We start from the raw sequence: 16,205 nt of genomic DNA, 5'->3' as shown, positions 1-16,205 counted from the left end.
AAGGTCTTACGCTATAGGCTCTATTGTTAAATACGGACTAATTAAAAATAAAAGGATTACTATGGTATAATGGAAAAAATAATTAGCAAGCACAAAAAAAGCAAACTAAGTGTGTTTTAAACGAAAGATGCGTTGTAAAATTGCTTATTTGTAAATAATAAGCAAAATAATTGCTTAATTCAACAAAGCTGACTTAAAACAGTTTCCACCAAAACCTTAATATCTTCTTTAATTTGGTGGTAGTTCATTAATACCTCCGCTTGATCTACTTCTCTCACCGAAGGGATCGGCTTATAGGCTTCTTCTTCCCTTTTTATGGCATCATGGTCATTTTGAATCGCACTATGAAAAGTTTTGAGATCAATTTTGTTATCCGGGTCATCGGCAACCATCCCCACAAATTCGCCCGATGAAAGACCTGATATTTTAGAAGCAGGCACAGCATAATCCAATTGTACAGATTTGCTAACAGAGGTATCCGAACTATTGATAGAAATACTTTCCTTCTCCTGGTTGATCTTGCCAAAGCGTTCTGATAGTTGTTTCGCGGTATCGCCTGTTACCTGACCAAAAATCACATTACCAACGATGTTTAAAATCACTTCCGCCTGTTCACGCCCATAATCCTTTTTTAACTGGCTGTAATCCTGTACCGCCAACGTAACAGCGACCTTATTTGATCTTGCGGTCGCGATGAGATTATCTATCCCGTTAAAATAAATTGTAGGGAACTCATCGAAGATCATACTGCACTTTTGCTGATTTTTACGATTAACCAGCTTATTGATCCTGTTGATATACAAAGATAGTACAGCACCATAGACCTGTGATTTTACCGGATTATTCGCCAGGCAAACTATTTTAGGCTCCTCGGGGTTATTAATATCCAATGAAAAATCATTACCACTCAATACGTAGTATAATTGTGGTGATGACAATCGGGCTAAACTGATCTTCGCACTGGCCACCTGACCTTCCAACTGTTCGTAAGCTTCATTTTTCCATGCTGAAACAAAGGGGTTAATCAACACCTCAATTTCAGGCTCTTGTAATAAAACTTCAAAAAGTTCTTTGTATTCAACCTGTGCCAGTTCAATAACATGGGGCAGGGTACAATAGCGGCCACCCTCATACTTCTTTAAAAACCACATAATGGCAGTAATAAAATTGATAGGTGATTCCACGAAAAAGTCGCCTTGCTTCTTTATCCATTCCCGGTTAAGGCCCAGCATAATGGTACGACTGGAATCTATCGCATCGGTTATATCAAGCATGGTTTGCGGTTCTAATGGATTAGCGCGGTGCATGATCTGTTCAAGGTTGATGATGTATTGGGATGGCTTTACTTTATACAGGTGCCCATATTTTAGCAAGGCATTGTAAACTATCTTAGAAAGGTCGTCATATTTAAAATCATATACCAACATGGTAAAACCCTTTTGAATATGCTGTGTAATAACGTGCCGTATCACAAAATATGACTTTCCCGATCCTGGGCTACCGCCAATTAACGTACCCCTGAATGGGTTTATGATGTTGATCCAACTTTTGCGGCTTTTACCCTTTAGGTTATAGATGGCTGGTAGATTAATGGAGTATTCATTTTCAAGCAGTCTTTCTTCTTGTGGAAATGATTCGTTGTCCTTATTGAAAATATCTTTACCTAATGTCAGCTTTAAAATTCTAAAAAGCAGGCTTACACCTGAAAGCAATAGAATATACCCCAATGAAGTTAAACCGATATAAAGGATGGCAATGGTATAGGCAGGGTAACCTAATGTCAATATTAAATTACTGATGAAGTATAACAACAAACCGGTGACGCAATAGGTAATTATCGTTTTTGTTCGGATTTTTTCATCCTTTTTACCTTTACTGCCTACTAATGAAACCAGTAGCAGACATAGGGCAAAAATCTTCACATACATAACCTGCCTAAAAATCAACATTTTAGAAATGGGTAGTAGTACATGATTTATTATCGGTTTTGTTAGCCCCAATTGCATGAATGCCGGATAACAACTTAAATAGAAGTGGATAAGTAATACGCCTAAACTCAGTAGCCTTGTAAAATCAATGATCTTTCTTAGGGCTTGTTCATTTTCACCTGTTTGCATAATAATTGATTTATAGTGAGTGTCCCTTTCGTTTCTTCTTCCTTTTTGTTTGTTGTAGCCGTCCTAAAGCAGACATATCCTGATGCTCTTCCTGAAATAACATATCCATCAGAGATTCACCGTTACCGTCGGGAGGAGTTAAACCTGAAATATTGTCAGGGAGTTTGTAAGACGTAATATCTTTATTTGCGGCCTTTACTGTAGGCTGATGTTGGGTTGTCTTTTCGATTTTGAACCAGCCAGAAAGTGAAGCTGCACTATACGTTTTGCCTAAATCGCTACCGTTAAATACGGCCTTAGATTTATGATCTATGAATGTTATTCCGTACAAACGGCCTTCTTCATTTTGCCGGAATACGACTTGAATACCTTGCTCTTTCAGTTGCTTTTGGAAAGCTGACTTCGATATTGGTTTCAATAAAACTTTTTCTATTGCACCTTTCAACTGTTCTTTTAATGGCTTGCGGAGCATTTCATTTAACCGAAAACGGTCTTCGAGTGTCTTCAAAGTTGGCTTGCCATAGATGCTGCTTGCCTTGATAGGCACCCCAACTTTGTTGCCTTTTCCGTCCAATACCCAATAAACCAAGCCGTTCTTTTCATACATTCTTGAATCTTTAGACCCACGATCTGCGGTGATATTATACTGATTGAGTACAGCGTTTAGTTCTGGGATGCTGGTAAACTTATAAGCCCTAACCACTTCGGTTACAATATTTGTGATCGATCTTTTTAGTTCTGATTTACCATAAGCCACCTCCTCCAAGGGCTTGCTTATGATGTTTTGTTGCTTACCCTGATCCTCCGCTTTAACAAGATTATAAGTTAATTCAACTTGCTTACGAGTATCTTCTGATGCCCTGTTGGCAAGCAAATGAAAGCTGATGCGTTTACCATCCGGCTCGATGTTAGTCGTTACAATATGTAAATGGGGGTGCCCTGCATCATAATGCTGATAAGCTAAATATGGCTGTTTTCCAAAACCTAAACCCTCCATGTAATCATCTGTAATTTGCTGAAGGACATCCTTGCCTAAGTTTTCACTAACAGCAAAGTTTAACGAAACATGCAAAGTGTTGACAAGAGTGCGCTCATTGCGTTTCGTCAAATCTGTTAACCTTAGCAACTTATCATTGAACGTTAGTTCAACCGGGTCTTTGAGATAGCCTTGTGCTAAAATCAATTCTGCTTTACCCAGCCGTACTTTATGTTCATTGTAATTTATTGCACCGATTATACTTCTTCCGGTTTTAATTTTTGCGACCATAATTCTGAGAAACTTTGCATATGTTCTTTGATTTGCGCTATTGACGGATCAACCTTACTCCCAATAATGGAAAGAAGATTTGACCATAATCTGTTATCAGCATTTCCGTGGGCACTGTTGATTTGACGAACTGCCTGATTGAGATTATTTCCGATAGCATTCAGTTCTTTCCGCAGCAACGCCAGTTCTTCCAGCATATCATCCATTGACTTATCACGGTAGTTTACGGTAATCGGTTTTTCGAGTAAAACACATCTGATATACTCACTTAGTTTCAAAAACCGTGTTTTCTTAAAGCGTGTGTCAAGCACCTTAAATTCGTTCGGTTTGAACCTCGTTGTGACTTTTCTTAATCGGTTTTCTTCTTCGTTTTCCATTGCTCTATACTTTAAAAAATCCGACCCTGGAGGATTTTTTCTATGCCCCCGGACTGACTTCGGAAGAGAGGGCAAGATTCGTTTGTCGGACAAACGTTTATCTTGCTGATTGCTGAAAGAGGCAATCTCCTCCTTTTTCAAAGTCCTCGATTGGATTTGTTAAAACATCCATACTCAAATTGATTCGCTGCAATATGGCGATAGCCTTGATTTTCGCTTAATTCGTTGCAGATGGTCAAAAATCCAGTCAGCCGCACAAACTTTCCAGTTACGAATTGGCGTACCAGTTCCCGTTTTCCATTTCAGTGATTTCTGCTCCGCTAAGAACACATCAGCAAATTCCGCCAAATCCTTTTGGTCAAAATAGATATGTACCACAAATCTGTCCGGGGGCACATTAACACCAAATCCGTCCAGGTCTGCTCCCTTGTTTTTAAGGTTAGCCTGGGGGGCTTTTGGTTGTTTCGGAATGATCCGTTTTACCTTCCGCTTCATGCCATTTTCATCTGATCAATTAATGTCCCTGAGTGCATCAGGGTTTCGATCTCTTCCAGGTTATAGTACGTTACACCACCCAATTTCTTGAATGGAATAACGCCTTTATCCCGCAGGATTTGAAGCTTGCTTTCCGACAAGCGTAACATCCTTTTAATTTCAAAAGCTTTGAGCCATTGGTGGCCCGGATGCCCGGATTGTTCTTTTAGCAATTTCTTAATGTCGCCTATAAGTTGCTGTTTAAAATCAATCAAGTCCTGAACAGTTATCAACTGATCCCTGTGAACTTTTGGAAAGTCGTTCTTAGTTTCATTGTAATTTGCCATAGCTTAAATTTTACTGTGGCAAATGTGGTGAAGGCCAAAATATATTTTTCACACCTCATGTATGAGGTAGGTGTTTTTTATTATATTATATTATCTGGGACCCTTATAATAAACAACTTCATCTTTATACATAAATTCAACTATCAGCAAAGGCATGAAATAACATATAATAGACACGTTGTACTTAATGATGAAGAGCATTGAAATGACCGACTGGTATCATCTGTCTAAAGAATTAAATGACAAAATGGAAGAGTTCTACAAAGTCTGCGCAATATAAATTTTATTGAGCCTTAGTAGGCACATCACAAAAGTCCATTATCTATTGCTCCCAAACAACGCTCAATACTGAGTTATATCGAGGAGTAATAATACAAAACTCATACATCGGAGAGTCCTCATCATATTTACCTAAATCAAACCAGGTAGATTTTGATATTTCTTGAGTCGAGTCTTCTTTTCTATAAACTCTATTATAAACATAAAACTCATTAGCCACCGAATCACTCGGCACATCCAGTTTATTTTTATCAGGTATCCAATACCTCATATCATTAGACTTTTTCCAATATTGAATTTTGCCTACTTTGCTATAGAATGCTGCTATTGGATGATTTCCAAGATCTATAAATCTATATACTGTTGATGTCAAGCTGGTATTAAATTTTTCAGCAAGTTCTCTGATTAAGTCGGGACTAAATTTTTTCTTAAAACAGGAGGCTTTAAATAACTCTTCAGGCATTAATAATTCAGCCGCAAAATCATTAGCCTCCTTTTCTTGAGGACCATTCTTATAACCATCTAATGTAGAATCATCGTCTGTAAATGAAGCGTCTTTGTCCGCGTGCATCAATATGTGGCCCAACTCATGTGCTAATACGTATCTTTTCCGTTGAGCAAACTCAATTTTTGAATCAACTGAAACTATAGAACGACCATTTTTCATCACTAATCGACCATCACAATTATTTAGGTTTACCTCTTTTACGATGCCATCATGATAAACTATTAGGTCAGCCATATTTATTGAAGATGTATCTTCAATGCCTAAACTATTTAAAAGTTTTTTTGCAACAAAACCCGGATTAATTTTCATTGCAGTTCGCCCTTTTCAATTTTGTTCATTAGATCAAGTAAGTCAGTTTCGTCCAGTATTTCTCGTAAGTCGGTTTCATCCATCTTTTCGAGATTGTTAAATTGCAATTTAGGAGCTCTCTGATGAAGCAATTGCAATATTATCTCTTTTGTGTTTGCCTGTGCGCTAACAAAAACAGCGATAGCTTTTGTATATAAACTTTCTTGTTGAGCCTGTTTTAATGCAACCCTATGCTTAAATAGAAGTGCCTTAATTTGGGCAATACCTTTTTTTTCAACTTCAGATGGATTGTATCCCTCTTCCTTTAAAAACTCATCAAGCAAATCGGGTTGATTACGTACCATCATGAACAAGTCATCATTAAGTTGGTCAATGTTTACTTTAATGTTTTTCATGATTGTTTATTAAATAATGTTTTCACAATTCTTTTTCCTTTTTTAATGGCATTATTTATGTCACTAACTGATATTTCAAAACTTTCTGCAATAACCCGGGGTGGGCTACCCTCAAGCCATTCTGAAAAAATGGCATAATCATCTTTAAATTCACCAAAAGCGGTTTCTATTCTTTTCCAGTCCTCATCATCAATTAATACTTCTTCTGTTTCGGTAGTACGGCTATCATCACTTAAAAGTTCATCATTTATTGGATCATCAAAACTATCCTGGGCATTAATTATATTATCAGCATCGCCCCCTGCTTTGACAACGGAACGCTTAGACGATTTAAAATGATTTGAAATTAAACTTTTGATGATCAATTTTAAGTGAATGGTTACATCAGGATATTGTTCAAAATCCCACTTTCTTGTACCGTCAAAGAGTTTTTCAACTGCATCAGCAACAAAATGTTCGGCATCTACGCTATCTTTTTCAGTTCTGACTTCAAAACCCGCTTTATTTAATTTGAAATTGGAATATAACACAAGCTGTTTATAAATCAGCCGCCATGATCTTTCATCAATAGCTTCAAGTTTTTCGAGTGTCCGAGGTTCTATCATGTAATAGGTTTATTTGGTACTCATAAATATATGCTCTTAAATATTATTTTTTTGCCATGTGGCGAAAAATATATTTTATGGAGCATATCCAATTATACGTTAACATAAATTAATATAACATGAGTTCATACAGCCATAGAAGCACCTTACACGTAAGGATAAAAAATTTCGTTGCTTGGATAGCCCCGCCGCGTGAAAGTCGGGACGCCATTAAAATAAAATCTGATGAAGTAAGGGCCAATATTAAAGCCAAAGCTGAAGCCGATGGCCTTACCATTGTTGATATGCCGCATTCCGGTTCATTTGCAACACGCACTGGATTGCGTAGGCATATGTACGGCAACACGACAACTGAAGGTCAGGATATTGATTTACCTTTTGTTGTGAAAAAGGACAAAGAAACAGAGTTTGAGCCTCTCATTCGCAGGTTTAAAAAATATGCGGAGGAGTGTTACCCTGACCACGAAATCGAAGAGACAAAAAGTTCTGTTAATATCATTTTTGATAACGAAAAATTGACCTTTGATATCGTGCCTATGTTTGAAGGCAGTAAAAGCGGAGAACAAGTTTTGATTCGCAATACTGGCGAGGAGATTAGAACCGGTATTGAAAAACACCGGGAGTTTATAAGAACGAGGACCGCGGTAACAAAAAACACTGATGGTATTGTTACCTTTAATGATATGATACGTCTACTAAAATGGTGGCGTATTAATAAAGAGCATGAAACAAACGATAAATTAAGTATTCCCAGTTTCTTAATAAACCTGCTTTCAGCCAAAGCTTATGAAACCTGTGGCGATGATACTACTTATCCGCAAACTTTAGCAAATTGGTTCTCTTACTTAGCCCATATTGTTAAGCAAAAAGAAACGATATGGTTTAAAGATTATTATAAGAGCGTAACCCCTGACACCTCAAAAACCTGGACTGTTCTTGACCCCGTAATGTCTGACAATAACATTGTAAAGAGTTGGTCTTGGTATCAGGTTGACGACCTCGCTGAATGGCTACAGGAAGCTGCTGAGATTATGAATAGGGCAATAGTAGCTGATCTTGATGGTAGGGATGTAGATAGCCTTGCACAATTACAATTACTATTTGGTAAAATATTTTCATCACACTGCGATTAACAAAAAAATATGAGCGCAATTACATTTACAGGAACAGACACTTACACCGTAGCTGATGTTAAGGCAGTCATGCAAAACACTTATGAAGACATAATTGGTTTTGCCAACAAAGGAATTATATCATACGATAGAGCCAAAGGCTGGATTAATGATATCACCTATCTTCTCAATGAGAAACTACTAAAATCGTTTGAAATTCAGTTGTATAATTCAGCTGGTACAAAATTTCAATCTTATAAATATACCGTTAGTGTGGGCGGTCACCTCTCAAGCGGCAGTTTATCTGGCGGAATAAATTTCTGGTCAATTCCTGCCGGTTCTACGGCTGGTTTGTTTGCTGATATGGATTTTGGTAAGCCAAATTCAACTTCTGTTAATGAAGAATTAGAACGCAGGGGCTGGGGCCACAACGGATCTCCTTTGGTTGGTAACGAAAGTTCAGAAAGGGATTATATAAGTAATAGTTTAAAATTATCGAGATCAGTAATTACAAAATAATATATGGACGTTCAACTTCAACAAAATAAACACCCTGATACCGCTTCACAAAAAGCATATGATCAACTTATTGCCATAGATAACCAAAAGGCGGCATTATTAAACTCGTTGGAACTTTTTTTTAATACTGATAAAGTAAACAAATGGCACAAAACACACCATGCTAACAAACTTGCTTTTTTTTCTAACATATTATCGGGCACCCCATTAATAATTTTGGCTGGTGATGTGGGCTGCGGAAAAACAGCTTTGGCCCATAGTATTGGAACGCCTTTAAGTAACCTAATTAATAAAAGGGTTGTTTGTTACGAAACCCCATCAAATATACGCGGCGGTGGCCTTGTCGGCGACATAGGCAATCGTATTACCGATGCGTTTACACAAATAAAAAAAAGTTTAAAAGCCGGTGAGATGGGTGTTCTTATCATTGATGAAGCCGATGATTTAGCAACAGATAGAGATCAAAATCAAGCCCATCATGAAGACCGTGCAGGTTTGAATGTTTTAATTAAACAGATTGATTTAGTTTCCCGGGAAAAAATTGAACTGGCGGTCATTTTAATAACAAACAGGTTAAAAGTTTTAGATCCAGCGGTTATAAGAAGAGCAGTACAAATAATTGAATTTGAAAGGCCAAATGCTGAGGCCCGAAAATTGGTATTTGAAAGTTTATTTGAGGGCACTGCTTTGAACGCGGACGAGTTAGATAAACTTGTTAAAGCCAGTGAAAATAAAACACCTTATAGTTTTTCAGACCTGATACAAAAAGTAGGCAAACAAGCTTTATTTTTAGCAATTCAAACCAACACTCCTTTTTCGATTGATATTTACCTGGAGCTATTGAAAACGGTTAAACCATCTCCACTAATTAACTAAACATGAAAGGAAGACTAACCATAGTAATCGCTCATTACGGCTTAGATAGAAAAATCACTGAATCAGAATGTTTATCTGCTTTAGGTAATGACGAAATTGAGAACTATAAGTTTATCGATTTTGAAGCCGGCAATGCTAAGTTGAGTGAACTTTATAATTTATCATTTGATAATTTAGCACTTTATCAACAAAGGAAATTTGTAGAGGTAGTAAAACCTGTATTAGACGAAAATCCAGACGCTTTAATTGCATATTTTGGCTTAACACCCATCCCAATTGCATTTCATTTCGGGTTTTTGATCGGTAATACTCACCCCTATGTTATATATCAGTATCATCATAAAGTACATAAATGGCTAAAAGAAAGCGCAAAGCCATCAACAGAATATTTATTTTCAATTTTACCACTTGATCTACCTGTTGAAATTCAAAAAGGGAAGGGTGATGTTAGTATCAGAGTTGCTACTTCTTTTAATATTGATAAACAGGCTACATACGAGGTAGTGCCAAACCCGTCTAACGAATTTGACATCGTTTTACAAACACCAAATGTTGATTCACTATACGATCAGAACTGCATAGAAAAAGTAGTTACTGCATTTCAGAGCGTTTTAGATACCTATGCTAACAAGTTAAGCGACCGCGACAAAATACAGTTATTTATTGCGTCTTCTGCTGGTCTGCCCTTTGCATTGGGTACTCGTATTAATACGAACATCTACCCGTTTGTACAAACCTACCAGTTTAGCCGGGATGAAAGTCCGAAATATAAAGAAGCTATTTTGGTTACAAAAGAAGTAGACAGCCGGATAATACTTTCTGAGGATGATAGAAAAGCGGCGCAAAAAATAAGAATAGCATGGCAAAACCAATTGGACGATAATTTAAAACCATTTATAACACAAATTGCAGGAAAGAAGACAGAAAATTGGTTACAAATGATTTGCGCTACTGATGCGGAATATAAAAAGGTATCAAAGCAGTTGAAACATCCCTGGTCGTCTGTAACGGACATAAATAAAACCAGTTTAAAAAATGATAAAATTGATATTGAAACCGTTGACGTTGAAGATGGATTTGAATATATTGAGAAATCTAACACCTGGTTACTTGATGATGGTTTTTTATTTGGCTTAGAAAAACGGCTGAATAAATCGCCTGATACAGATATTATGCAAGCAAGCCGGTTGTTCTTTTTCCATGAAGCTTTACATTATAGCAAGGACGGCCACCGATTAACAAAAGAAGTTGCCAATGGTATCGGGCAATTCCCAAAAGTTATTGAAGAGGCAGATTACCAGGCAGATGTGTGGGGCCTATTAACAGAATATAAGTACGCTTCTATTTACGAAAATTCAAAACTCAAAAAGGGTTTAAAACAATTTTTTTGTAATGCTATCGAAACGGCTATAGAAACCATGTGGAGTTTTGTTGATACTGGTGCCGAGTTAAACATAATTCAGGTTCGATCCATGAACAGGTTTTTAAATTGGTACTGGCAATGGGTACTGATCGAAAATATTGACGGAGAAGGGTCATTTGGAGAAATTTTAGCCATTTTACTTGATAAACCTGTAATAGAACTCGCAGGAGCACCAATGGAGCTACGTGGTTACCGCACATTTTATAAACTAAACTCTAAGCAAAATAATAAATGCCAATTGGCTGCTTTTGTAAGAAATAAGGTTTATCGATTTACCCCTAATTTAATTGATGATATTTTGGATGGCTTTAAAATGCTAAATGGTGAAAAAATTAAAACCGGTCTTAAAAGTTTTCAAATTAACTTATCATAAATATTTGCTATAAACAAGCAATTTATGTTTCAATAAATTGCTTGTTTTCATAATATTAAAAATAGTTCTTACACATTTAAAGCCCGTTTCAAAGTAACTTGCATGGCAATTTAAATGCTTCGTCTGTTGAAATTTGAGTTGTATTTCTTAGTTCCGGTGCATCAAAAATTTGATTATAAAAAACGCTTTGTAATAAGATTGAATTTATCAATAAGATAATCAGTTATTTGGAAGCTAAACGGTTTTTCAGATTTTGCATATCCTCCTTCAATTTCCTTTCGACCACTTTCGCATAAATCTGCGTGGTCGTGATTTTTGTGTGCCCTAACATTTTGCTTACTGTTTCAATGGGTACACCGTTTGAAAGTGTAATTGTAGTGGCGAAAGTATGCCTGGCCAAATGAAAGGTTACATTTTTTGCAATGTTACATACCTCGGAAATCTCTTTTAGATAGCTATTTACTTTTTGATTGGACATTACAGGGAAAACTTTACCTCCTGATAGTGATCGTATATTGGCTTTGTATTTATCCAATATTTTTAGTGCTTGCGGTAAAAGGGGCACATTAACCGGAATCATTGTTTTCTCACGGCAAGTCCTGATCCACTTTTCGCCATCTGTACCGGCAACAATATGGCCTGGTGTTAAATTGATAACATCTACATAGGACAGTCCCGTATAGCAGCAAAAAACAAACAAATCTCTAACCATATCAAGGCGCTCTATGGTAAATACTTTCTTTTCCATATCAGCCAGTTCTTTTTCGGATAGTTGCTCCCGGTTTACCTTCTGTATTTTCAACTTATAAGCTGCAAAAGGGTCATTGTCGATCCATTGCAGGTTCATCGCCAGGTTGACCATTTTTTTAAGTCGAATGATGTGCTTCATCACTCCGTTGTTATTAATCTGCTTTTGGTGATCTTTTGGTTTATGGTTACGTAAATAAACTTCAAAATCTTTTACAAATTTAAAATCGAGTTGATGCAGGTAAATATCAGTGGATTGGTGCTGATCCTCCAAAAACTTCACTAAATAGCGCTGGGTGACATAATAATGTTTAAGGGTACTCCATTTCAAATCTGTAGTGGAAGTTTCGTTATGGTAGGTAAAAAGGCGGCTGAGGGTATAAACTTCCTCTTCTGCTCCCAAATACAGATCTTTCACTGCTTTTGCGGAAAGCATTTTACCTTTAAGCTGTAGCTGCTTGTAGTTATTGCTGATCGTGTTACGAACCTCTCCCAGGTAATTGTTAATGGATTTAACTTCATCCTTATTGCCTTTAGCCGTTCCCTTACCGCTATCCCAATTTTTTGGATCGACATTATGTTTGAGTGCAATGTAAGCCCTTTGCTTATTTACGGTTACGCAAGCGTAAATTGGTTCTTTTCCGTCCCTGGCTTTGTCCGGGCGCGTGGTAAAATGGATACCGAATGACTGTGATGTTTGCATAAAATTTAATTTTTAAGTTTAAAATGCTCAATAAACACCCTGTTTTTAGATAACAAAAAGGTAACACAGAATCGCCTAAAAAGACTGATTTAAACAAACTTTTATCGCTGTAATTAACTGTATGTCAATTCATTGAATAGGTTTGTGTTACCTAAGTTAAAAATTATAAACAGGTAGTCGGATAGGTAACGAGAACTTTGGCTTTCTTGACGGTTGTTGAGGGGAGAATAAATGAAAAAACCCTCTAAATCAGCGACTTAGAGGGTTTTTAATTCTCTCCAAAGAGAGGTTTGTGCGCCCACCTGGGCTCGAACCAGGGACCAAAAGATTATGAGTCTTCTACTCTAACCAACTGAGCTATAGGCGCGGTTGAAATTTCTAAAAATTTCAGGTTGCAATTTTACATATTTGTGCGCTAATTACAAAGAGCTAATGCAAAATATTAAAAACATTATTTTTGATTACGGGAACGTAATATTCAATATTGATTTCGCCAAAGTTGCCGAAGCATGGAAACAACTGGGTATCAATAATGCAGCCGAATTTTATGGCCACCGCCAACAGGACCCGGTATTTAATTTATTGGAACGTGGCGAAATAAGTGTTGAAGATTTCAGGAACCGGATACGAGAGTTATCAGGCAAACCCGACCTTACCGACGAACAAATAGACGGCGCATGGAATAAGATATTTTTGGATATCCCGCTGGGAAACCATGAATTATTAAAACAGGTTAAGGCTAAATACCGTACTTTTTTGCTGAGTAATATTAACGCCATTCATTACGATTATGTGCACAGCTACCTGCAAAAAGAGTTTGGCATGGGCAACAATGATGATCTGTTTGAAAAGGTTTATTACTCGCACCTGGTAGGTAAACGCAAACCCGATTCTGAGATATTTGAACAAGTCCTGTGCGAAAACAACCTTGAACCTGCCGAGACTTTATTTATTGATGATAGCCCACAGCATTTAGAGACTGCAAAAAAACTGGGTATGCAAACCTATTTAATGACCGCGCCTGATAACATACAGCAGTATTTTAAAACTAACGGATTGTTAGATTAGCCCAACTTACGACGTTTTTTTTCTTTTACGATCAAACTCAACTCACGGCCCATTTGCCCGGCTATAGCGGTATTTTCCTGCGCACGACGGAATAAGTAAGGCAATACCGCTTTAACAGGGCCATAGGGCACATATTTGGCTGCGTTGTAACCCGCATCAGCCAGGTTAAAAGTAAGGTTATCGCTCATGCCTAATAATTGGGAAAAGTATACATGAGGGTTTTTAGGATCAATACCCTTCTCGGCTATTAACTCGGTAAGCAAGCGGCAACTTTCTTCATTATGGGTGCCCGCGACTATGGCTATCTCGCCGTTATGATCAATGCAATAGATCAACGCGTCGTTATAGTCGGTATCGGTAGCCTCCTTATCAGGCTGTATGGGCGATGGGTATCCCCTCTCCTCTGCCCTGGCACGCTCCTTTTCCATATATGCACCACGTACCAATTTGGCACCCAAAATAAAGCCTTCTTTAACCGCCATTACATGGTCGTCAATCAATGATCGCAATTTATCATGGCGGTATAACTGGTAGGTATTATACACAATAGCTTTGCCCTTGTTAAAGCTATGCATCATAGTTAGGGCCAGTAAATCAATGGTATTTTGAATCCAGCTTTCTTCAGCATCTATCATAACCGGGATACCGGCAGTATGCGCCTCAAGGCAAATAGTTGCTACCCTGTCTTGCACCCTTTCCCATTCCTCCTCTTCAGCAGGCGTTAGTGGTAACCTTGCATCAAGTTTCTCCAAAAGCTCATTACGGCCAAGTCCGCTTACTTTAAAAACGGTTATAGGTACGGCATCGTCTTCGGTAGCACGCTTAATGGTGCGGATGATCTCATCGCGGGTATTATCAAATACTTGTTCATCGTCTTCGCCCTCTACCGAATAATCCAGTATGGTGCATACATTATTTTGGCGCAATGTGCGGATCGTTGAGCCGCATTCTATAATGGTTTCCCCGCCACAAAAATGTTTAAATATGGTCGCTTTTATCAATCCCTTAATAGGTAAGCCAATTTTAACCGCGAAATTGGTAATGGGCGGACCGATCTTTACCAAAAAATTACTGCTGATTATTTTGAACAACCAGTATGCCCTGTTTAACGCGGCATTGCTGTAATGCTTAAAGGCGATCTCGGTATTTTCAAATGATAGTTTCTTTATATCCATAAATTTTATTTGCCTATCCGCACATGACTATAACCATGAACTATCAACAAAATTATATCAACATAACCCATTATTGTATGAATAGTTTATTTTTGCCGCACAATGATCGAATTTAGACTTAACGGCGACTTTATACATTTGATACAATTACTAAAAGCAGCCAATCTGGTACAAACCGGCGGCGAAGCGCAAATAGTAGTTACCGAGGGTGAAGTTAAGTATAATGGCGCAATTGATTACCGCAAACGCCTTAAAGTTAAGAAAGGCGATATAGTGGAGTTTAATGGCGATACAATAAAGGTGATTTAATTTTTATGGATACTGATACAATTTATAGCGATAATTGCGCTATTGAAATTATGGAGACGATACAAAGCAATACCTACAATATATATTTTGAAAACAGCCTTAATGAACTGGTGAAGTTTATTGACGAGGGTAAATACTCCAAATTTTTTATTTTAACTGATGAGAATACCGGCGAACATTGCCTGCCTTTAGTAAAGGATGCCATAGGCGACCGCACTTTTGATATTATTGAAATAAACGCCGGCGAAGAAAGCAAAGACATTGATTTTTGCATAGGTGTTTGGAAAATGCTTATAGATTTTGGTGCCGACAGGCAAAGTCTACTGGTTAACTTAGGCGGTGGTGTTATTAGCGACCTGGGTGGTTTTGCAGCATCCACCTTTAAACGAGGGATTGATTTTGTGCATGTACCTACTACTCTGCTTTCGCAGGTAGATGCTTCTGTGGGTGGTAAAACAGGCATTGATATTGATAGCATTAAAAACATTATAGGCACGTTTACCCAGCCTAAAGCTGTTTTTATCGACTACCGTTTTTTACAAACTTTACCTGCACGCCAGATACTATCAGGCAATGCCGAAATGTTGAAGCATGGTTTGATTTGTGATGCCGGGTATTGGAACAAACTTAAAACCAGCGACCTTAAAAATCCATCAGCCGAATTGGTTTATATATCAGTAGGTATAAAAAACAAGGTGGTGATGGAGGATCCGCACGAAAAAAATATCCGCAAATCATTAAACTTTGGGCATACTATTGGGCATGCGGTTGAGACCTATTCTTTATTAAATGATGAGGATTCATTATCGCACGGCGAAGCTATAGCCATCGGTATGATATGCGAGGCCTACCTATCGCACAAAAAAGCAAAACTAACGGCTGCCGAACTTACAGAGATAACCGAGGTATTGATGAACCTTTATCCAAGATATCCACTAAAAGATACTTATAACAATACTTTATTACAGTATATGTTAAAGGATAAAAAGAACCAAAACGGGCAAATAAACTGTACGTTATTAGATGCTATAGGCCAGTTTAATATTGATAATAACTGTACTAAAGAGGAATTATTTGAGGCTTTGGCTTATTACGCCGAATTATAAAGTTCAAAAAAATAATTTTTCTTTTTGACAAATCAATATTATGCTGTACATTTACAGCGAAATAAAAAACAATGAAGTTAACAAGTGTATATTTTTATGGTTACTACTTTTACTTT

At 37.4% G+C, this 16,205-nt stretch carries 17 protein-coding genes and 1 tRNA gene; 7 read left to right on the top strand and 11 right to left on the bottom strand.

Features of this window, described 5'->3' with window-relative positions; genetic code table 11:
- Positions 1-179: 179 nt before the first annotated feature.
- The 8 genes from mobC to ACYVJ6_RS05320 form a co-directional block, all read right to left on the bottom strand.
- Complete coding sequence (gene mobC / locus ACYVJ6_RS05355) at positions 180-2,117, bottom strand: conjugal transfer protein MobC (RefSeq protein WP_460692996.1); 1,938 nt, start codon at positions 2,115-2,117, stop codon at positions 180-182.
- Between the two features lie 10 nt (positions 2,118-2,127).
- Positions 2,128-3,384, bottom strand: a complete 1,257-nt coding sequence (locus ACYVJ6_RS05350) for a relaxase/mobilization nuclease domain-containing protein (protein ID WP_460692995.1) — start codon at positions 3,382-3,384, stop codon at positions 2,128-2,130.
- Entirely contained in the window at positions 3,351-3,761 is a 411-nt protein-coding gene (locus ACYVJ6_RS05345) for a plasmid mobilization protein (RefSeq protein ID WP_460692994.1), read from the bottom strand. Before ACYVJ6_RS05345 ends, ACYVJ6_RS05350 begins: the two co-directional genes overlap by 34 nt.
- A 174-nt stretch (positions 3,762-3,935) precedes the next feature.
- Complete coding sequence (locus ACYVJ6_RS05340; RefSeq protein ID WP_460692993.1) at positions 3,936-4,256, bottom strand: hypothetical protein; 321 nt, start codon at positions 4,254-4,256, stop codon at positions 3,936-3,938.
- On the bottom strand, positions 4,253-4,582 hold the full coding sequence (locus tag ACYVJ6_RS05335) for a helix-turn-helix domain-containing protein (protein ID WP_460692992.1): 330 nt from the start codon (positions 4,580-4,582) through the stop codon (positions 4,253-4,255). Before ACYVJ6_RS05335 ends, ACYVJ6_RS05340 begins: the two co-directional genes overlap by 4 nt.
- Positions 4,583-4,904: 322 nt before the next feature.
- Positions 4,905-5,678, bottom strand: a complete 774-nt coding sequence (locus ACYVJ6_RS05330; protein WP_460692991.1) for an ImmA/IrrE family metallo-endopeptidase — start codon at positions 5,676-5,678, stop codon at positions 4,905-4,907.
- Positions 5,675-6,073, bottom strand: coding sequence for a hypothetical protein (locus tag ACYVJ6_RS05325; protein WP_460692990.1), 399 nt, complete (start codon positions 6,071-6,073; stop codon positions 5,675-5,677). The genes ACYVJ6_RS05330 and ACYVJ6_RS05325 overlap by 4 nt, the downstream gene beginning before the upstream one ends.
- Positions 6,070-6,678 carry a sigma-70 RNA polymerase sigma factor region 4 domain-containing protein gene (locus ACYVJ6_RS05320; protein ID WP_460692989.1) on the bottom strand — a complete coding sequence of 203 codons (609 nt, stop codon included), beginning with the start codon at positions 6,676-6,678 and terminating at the stop codon, positions 6,070-6,072. The genes ACYVJ6_RS05325 and ACYVJ6_RS05320 overlap by 4 nt, the downstream gene beginning before the upstream one ends.
- A gap of 119 nt (positions 6,679-6,797) precedes the next feature.
- On the opposite strand from ACYVJ6_RS05320, the gene ACYVJ6_RS05315 reads away from it, so the two are divergent.
- The 4 genes from ACYVJ6_RS05315 to ACYVJ6_RS05300 are packed head-to-tail and all read left to right on the top strand — an operon-like array spanning position 6,798 to position 10,981.
- Entirely contained in the window at positions 6,798-7,811 is a 1,014-nt protein-coding gene (locus ACYVJ6_RS05315; protein ID WP_460692988.1) for a CBASS oligonucleotide cyclase, read from the top strand.
- 9 nt (positions 7,812-7,820) lie between these two features.
- Positions 7,821-8,309 (top strand): HORMA-1 domain-containing protein, encoded by a 489-nt coding sequence (locus tag ACYVJ6_RS05310; protein WP_460692987.1) that lies wholly within the window; start codon positions 7,821-7,823, stop codon positions 8,307-8,309.
- A 3-nt stretch (positions 8,310-8,312) separates the two neighbouring features.
- The gene (locus ACYVJ6_RS05305; protein ID WP_460692986.1) at positions 8,313-9,185 is read left to right on the top strand and encodes an AAA family ATPase; all 873 of its coding nucleotides are present in this window, start codon (positions 8,313-8,315) and stop codon (positions 9,183-9,185) included.
- A gap of 2 nt (positions 9,186-9,187) precedes the next feature.
- Positions 9,188-10,981 carry an SAVED domain-containing protein gene (locus ACYVJ6_RS05300; RefSeq protein ID WP_460692985.1) on the top strand — a complete coding sequence of 598 codons (1,794 nt, stop codon included), beginning with the start codon at positions 9,188-9,190 and terminating at the stop codon, positions 10,979-10,981.
- A gap of 223 nt (positions 10,982-11,204) precedes the next feature.
- On the opposite strand, the gene ACYVJ6_RS05295 is transcribed toward ACYVJ6_RS05300, so the two are convergent.
- Positions 11,205-12,431 carry a site-specific integrase gene (locus ACYVJ6_RS05295; RefSeq protein WP_460692984.1) on the bottom strand — a complete coding sequence of 409 codons (1,227 nt, stop codon included), beginning with the start codon at positions 12,429-12,431 and terminating at the stop codon, positions 11,205-11,207.
- Positions 12,432-12,724: 293 nt separating this feature from the next.
- A tRNA-Ile gene (locus ACYVJ6_RS05290) sits at positions 12,725-12,798 on the bottom strand.
- Positions 12,799-12,863: 65 nt separating this feature from the next.
- Here ACYVJ6_RS05290 and ACYVJ6_RS05285 point away from each other — a divergent pair.
- Entirely contained in the window at positions 12,864-13,499 is a 636-nt protein-coding gene (locus ACYVJ6_RS05285) for an HAD family hydrolase (RefSeq protein ID WP_460692983.1), read from the top strand.
- Here the strand turns inward: ACYVJ6_RS05285 and ACYVJ6_RS05280 are convergent.
- A complete protein-coding gene (locus ACYVJ6_RS05280; protein WP_460692982.1) occupies positions 13,496-14,674 on the bottom strand; it encodes a proline dehydrogenase family protein in 1,179 nt (392 codons plus the stop codon). The two genes, ACYVJ6_RS05285 and ACYVJ6_RS05280, sit on opposite strands and share 4 nt — an antisense overlap.
- Positions 14,675-14,776: 102 nt before the next feature.
- Between ACYVJ6_RS05280 and ACYVJ6_RS05275 the strand changes: the two genes are divergently transcribed.
- Complete coding sequence (locus tag ACYVJ6_RS05275; RefSeq protein WP_460692981.1) at positions 14,777-14,983, top strand: RNA-binding S4 domain-containing protein; 207 nt, start codon at positions 14,777-14,779, stop codon at positions 14,981-14,983.
- 5 nt (positions 14,984-14,988) lie between these two features.
- Complete coding sequence (gene aroB / locus ACYVJ6_RS05270; RefSeq protein ID WP_460692980.1) at positions 14,989-16,089, top strand: 3-dehydroquinate synthase; 1,101 nt, start codon at positions 14,989-14,991, stop codon at positions 16,087-16,089.
- Positions 16,090-16,205: the final 116 nt, after the last annotated feature.

It is taken from the genome of Mucilaginibacter puniceus (assembly GCF_054783175.1).
This window is presented reverse-complemented; position numbering and strand designations above follow the sequence as displayed.

Coding starts and splice junctions, on each gene's coding strand:
- mobC (WP_460692996.1), bottom strand. CDS start 2,117: ATGCAAACAGGTGAAAATGAACAAGCCCTAAGAAAGATCATTGATTTT.
- ACYVJ6_RS05350 (WP_460692995.1), bottom strand. CDS start 3,384: ATGGTCGCAAAAATTAAAACCGGAAGAAGTATAATCGGTGCAATAAAT.
- ACYVJ6_RS05345 (WP_460692994.1), bottom strand. CDS start 3,761: ATGGAAAACGAAGAAGAAAACCGATTAAGAAAAGTCACAACGAGGTTC.
- ACYVJ6_RS05340 (WP_460692993.1), bottom strand. CDS start 4,256: ATGAAGCGGAAGGTAAAACGGATCATTCCGAAACAACCAAAAGCCCCC.
- ACYVJ6_RS05335 (WP_460692992.1), bottom strand. CDS start 4,582: ATGGCAAATTACAATGAAACTAAGAACGACTTTCCAAAAGTTCACAGG.
- ACYVJ6_RS05330 (WP_460692991.1), bottom strand. CDS start 5,678: ATGAAAATTAATCCGGGTTTTGTTGCAAAAAAACTTTTAAATAGTTTA.
- ACYVJ6_RS05325 (WP_460692990.1), bottom strand. CDS start 6,073: ATGAAAAACATTAAAGTAAACATTGACCAACTTAATGATGACTTGTTC.
- ACYVJ6_RS05320 (WP_460692989.1), bottom strand. CDS start 6,678: ATGATAGAACCTCGGACACTCGAAAAACTTGAAGCTATTGATGAAAGA.
- ACYVJ6_RS05315 (WP_460692988.1), top strand. CDS start 6,798: ATGAGTTCATACAGCCATAGAAGCACCTTACACGTAAGGATAAAAAAT.
- ACYVJ6_RS05310 (WP_460692987.1), top strand. CDS start 7,821: ATGAGCGCAATTACATTTACAGGAACAGACACTTACACCGTAGCTGAT.
- ACYVJ6_RS05305 (WP_460692986.1), top strand. CDS start 8,313: ATGGACGTTCAACTTCAACAAAATAAACACCCTGATACCGCTTCACAA.
- ACYVJ6_RS05300 (WP_460692985.1), top strand. CDS start 9,188: ATGAAAGGAAGACTAACCATAGTAATCGCTCATTACGGCTTAGATAGA.
- ACYVJ6_RS05295 (WP_460692984.1), bottom strand. CDS start 12,431: ATGCAAACATCACAGTCATTCGGTATCCATTTTACCACGCGCCCGGAC.
- ACYVJ6_RS05285 (WP_460692983.1), top strand. CDS start 12,864: ATGCAAAATATTAAAAACATTATTTTTGATTACGGGAACGTAATATTC.
- ACYVJ6_RS05280 (WP_460692982.1), bottom strand. CDS start 14,674: ATGGATATAAAGAAACTATCATTTGAAAATACCGAGATCGCCTTTAAG.
- ACYVJ6_RS05275 (WP_460692981.1), top strand. CDS start 14,777: ATGATCGAATTTAGACTTAACGGCGACTTTATACATTTGATACAATTA.
- aroB (WP_460692980.1), top strand. CDS start 14,989: ATGGATACTGATACAATTTATAGCGATAATTGCGCTATTGAAATTATG.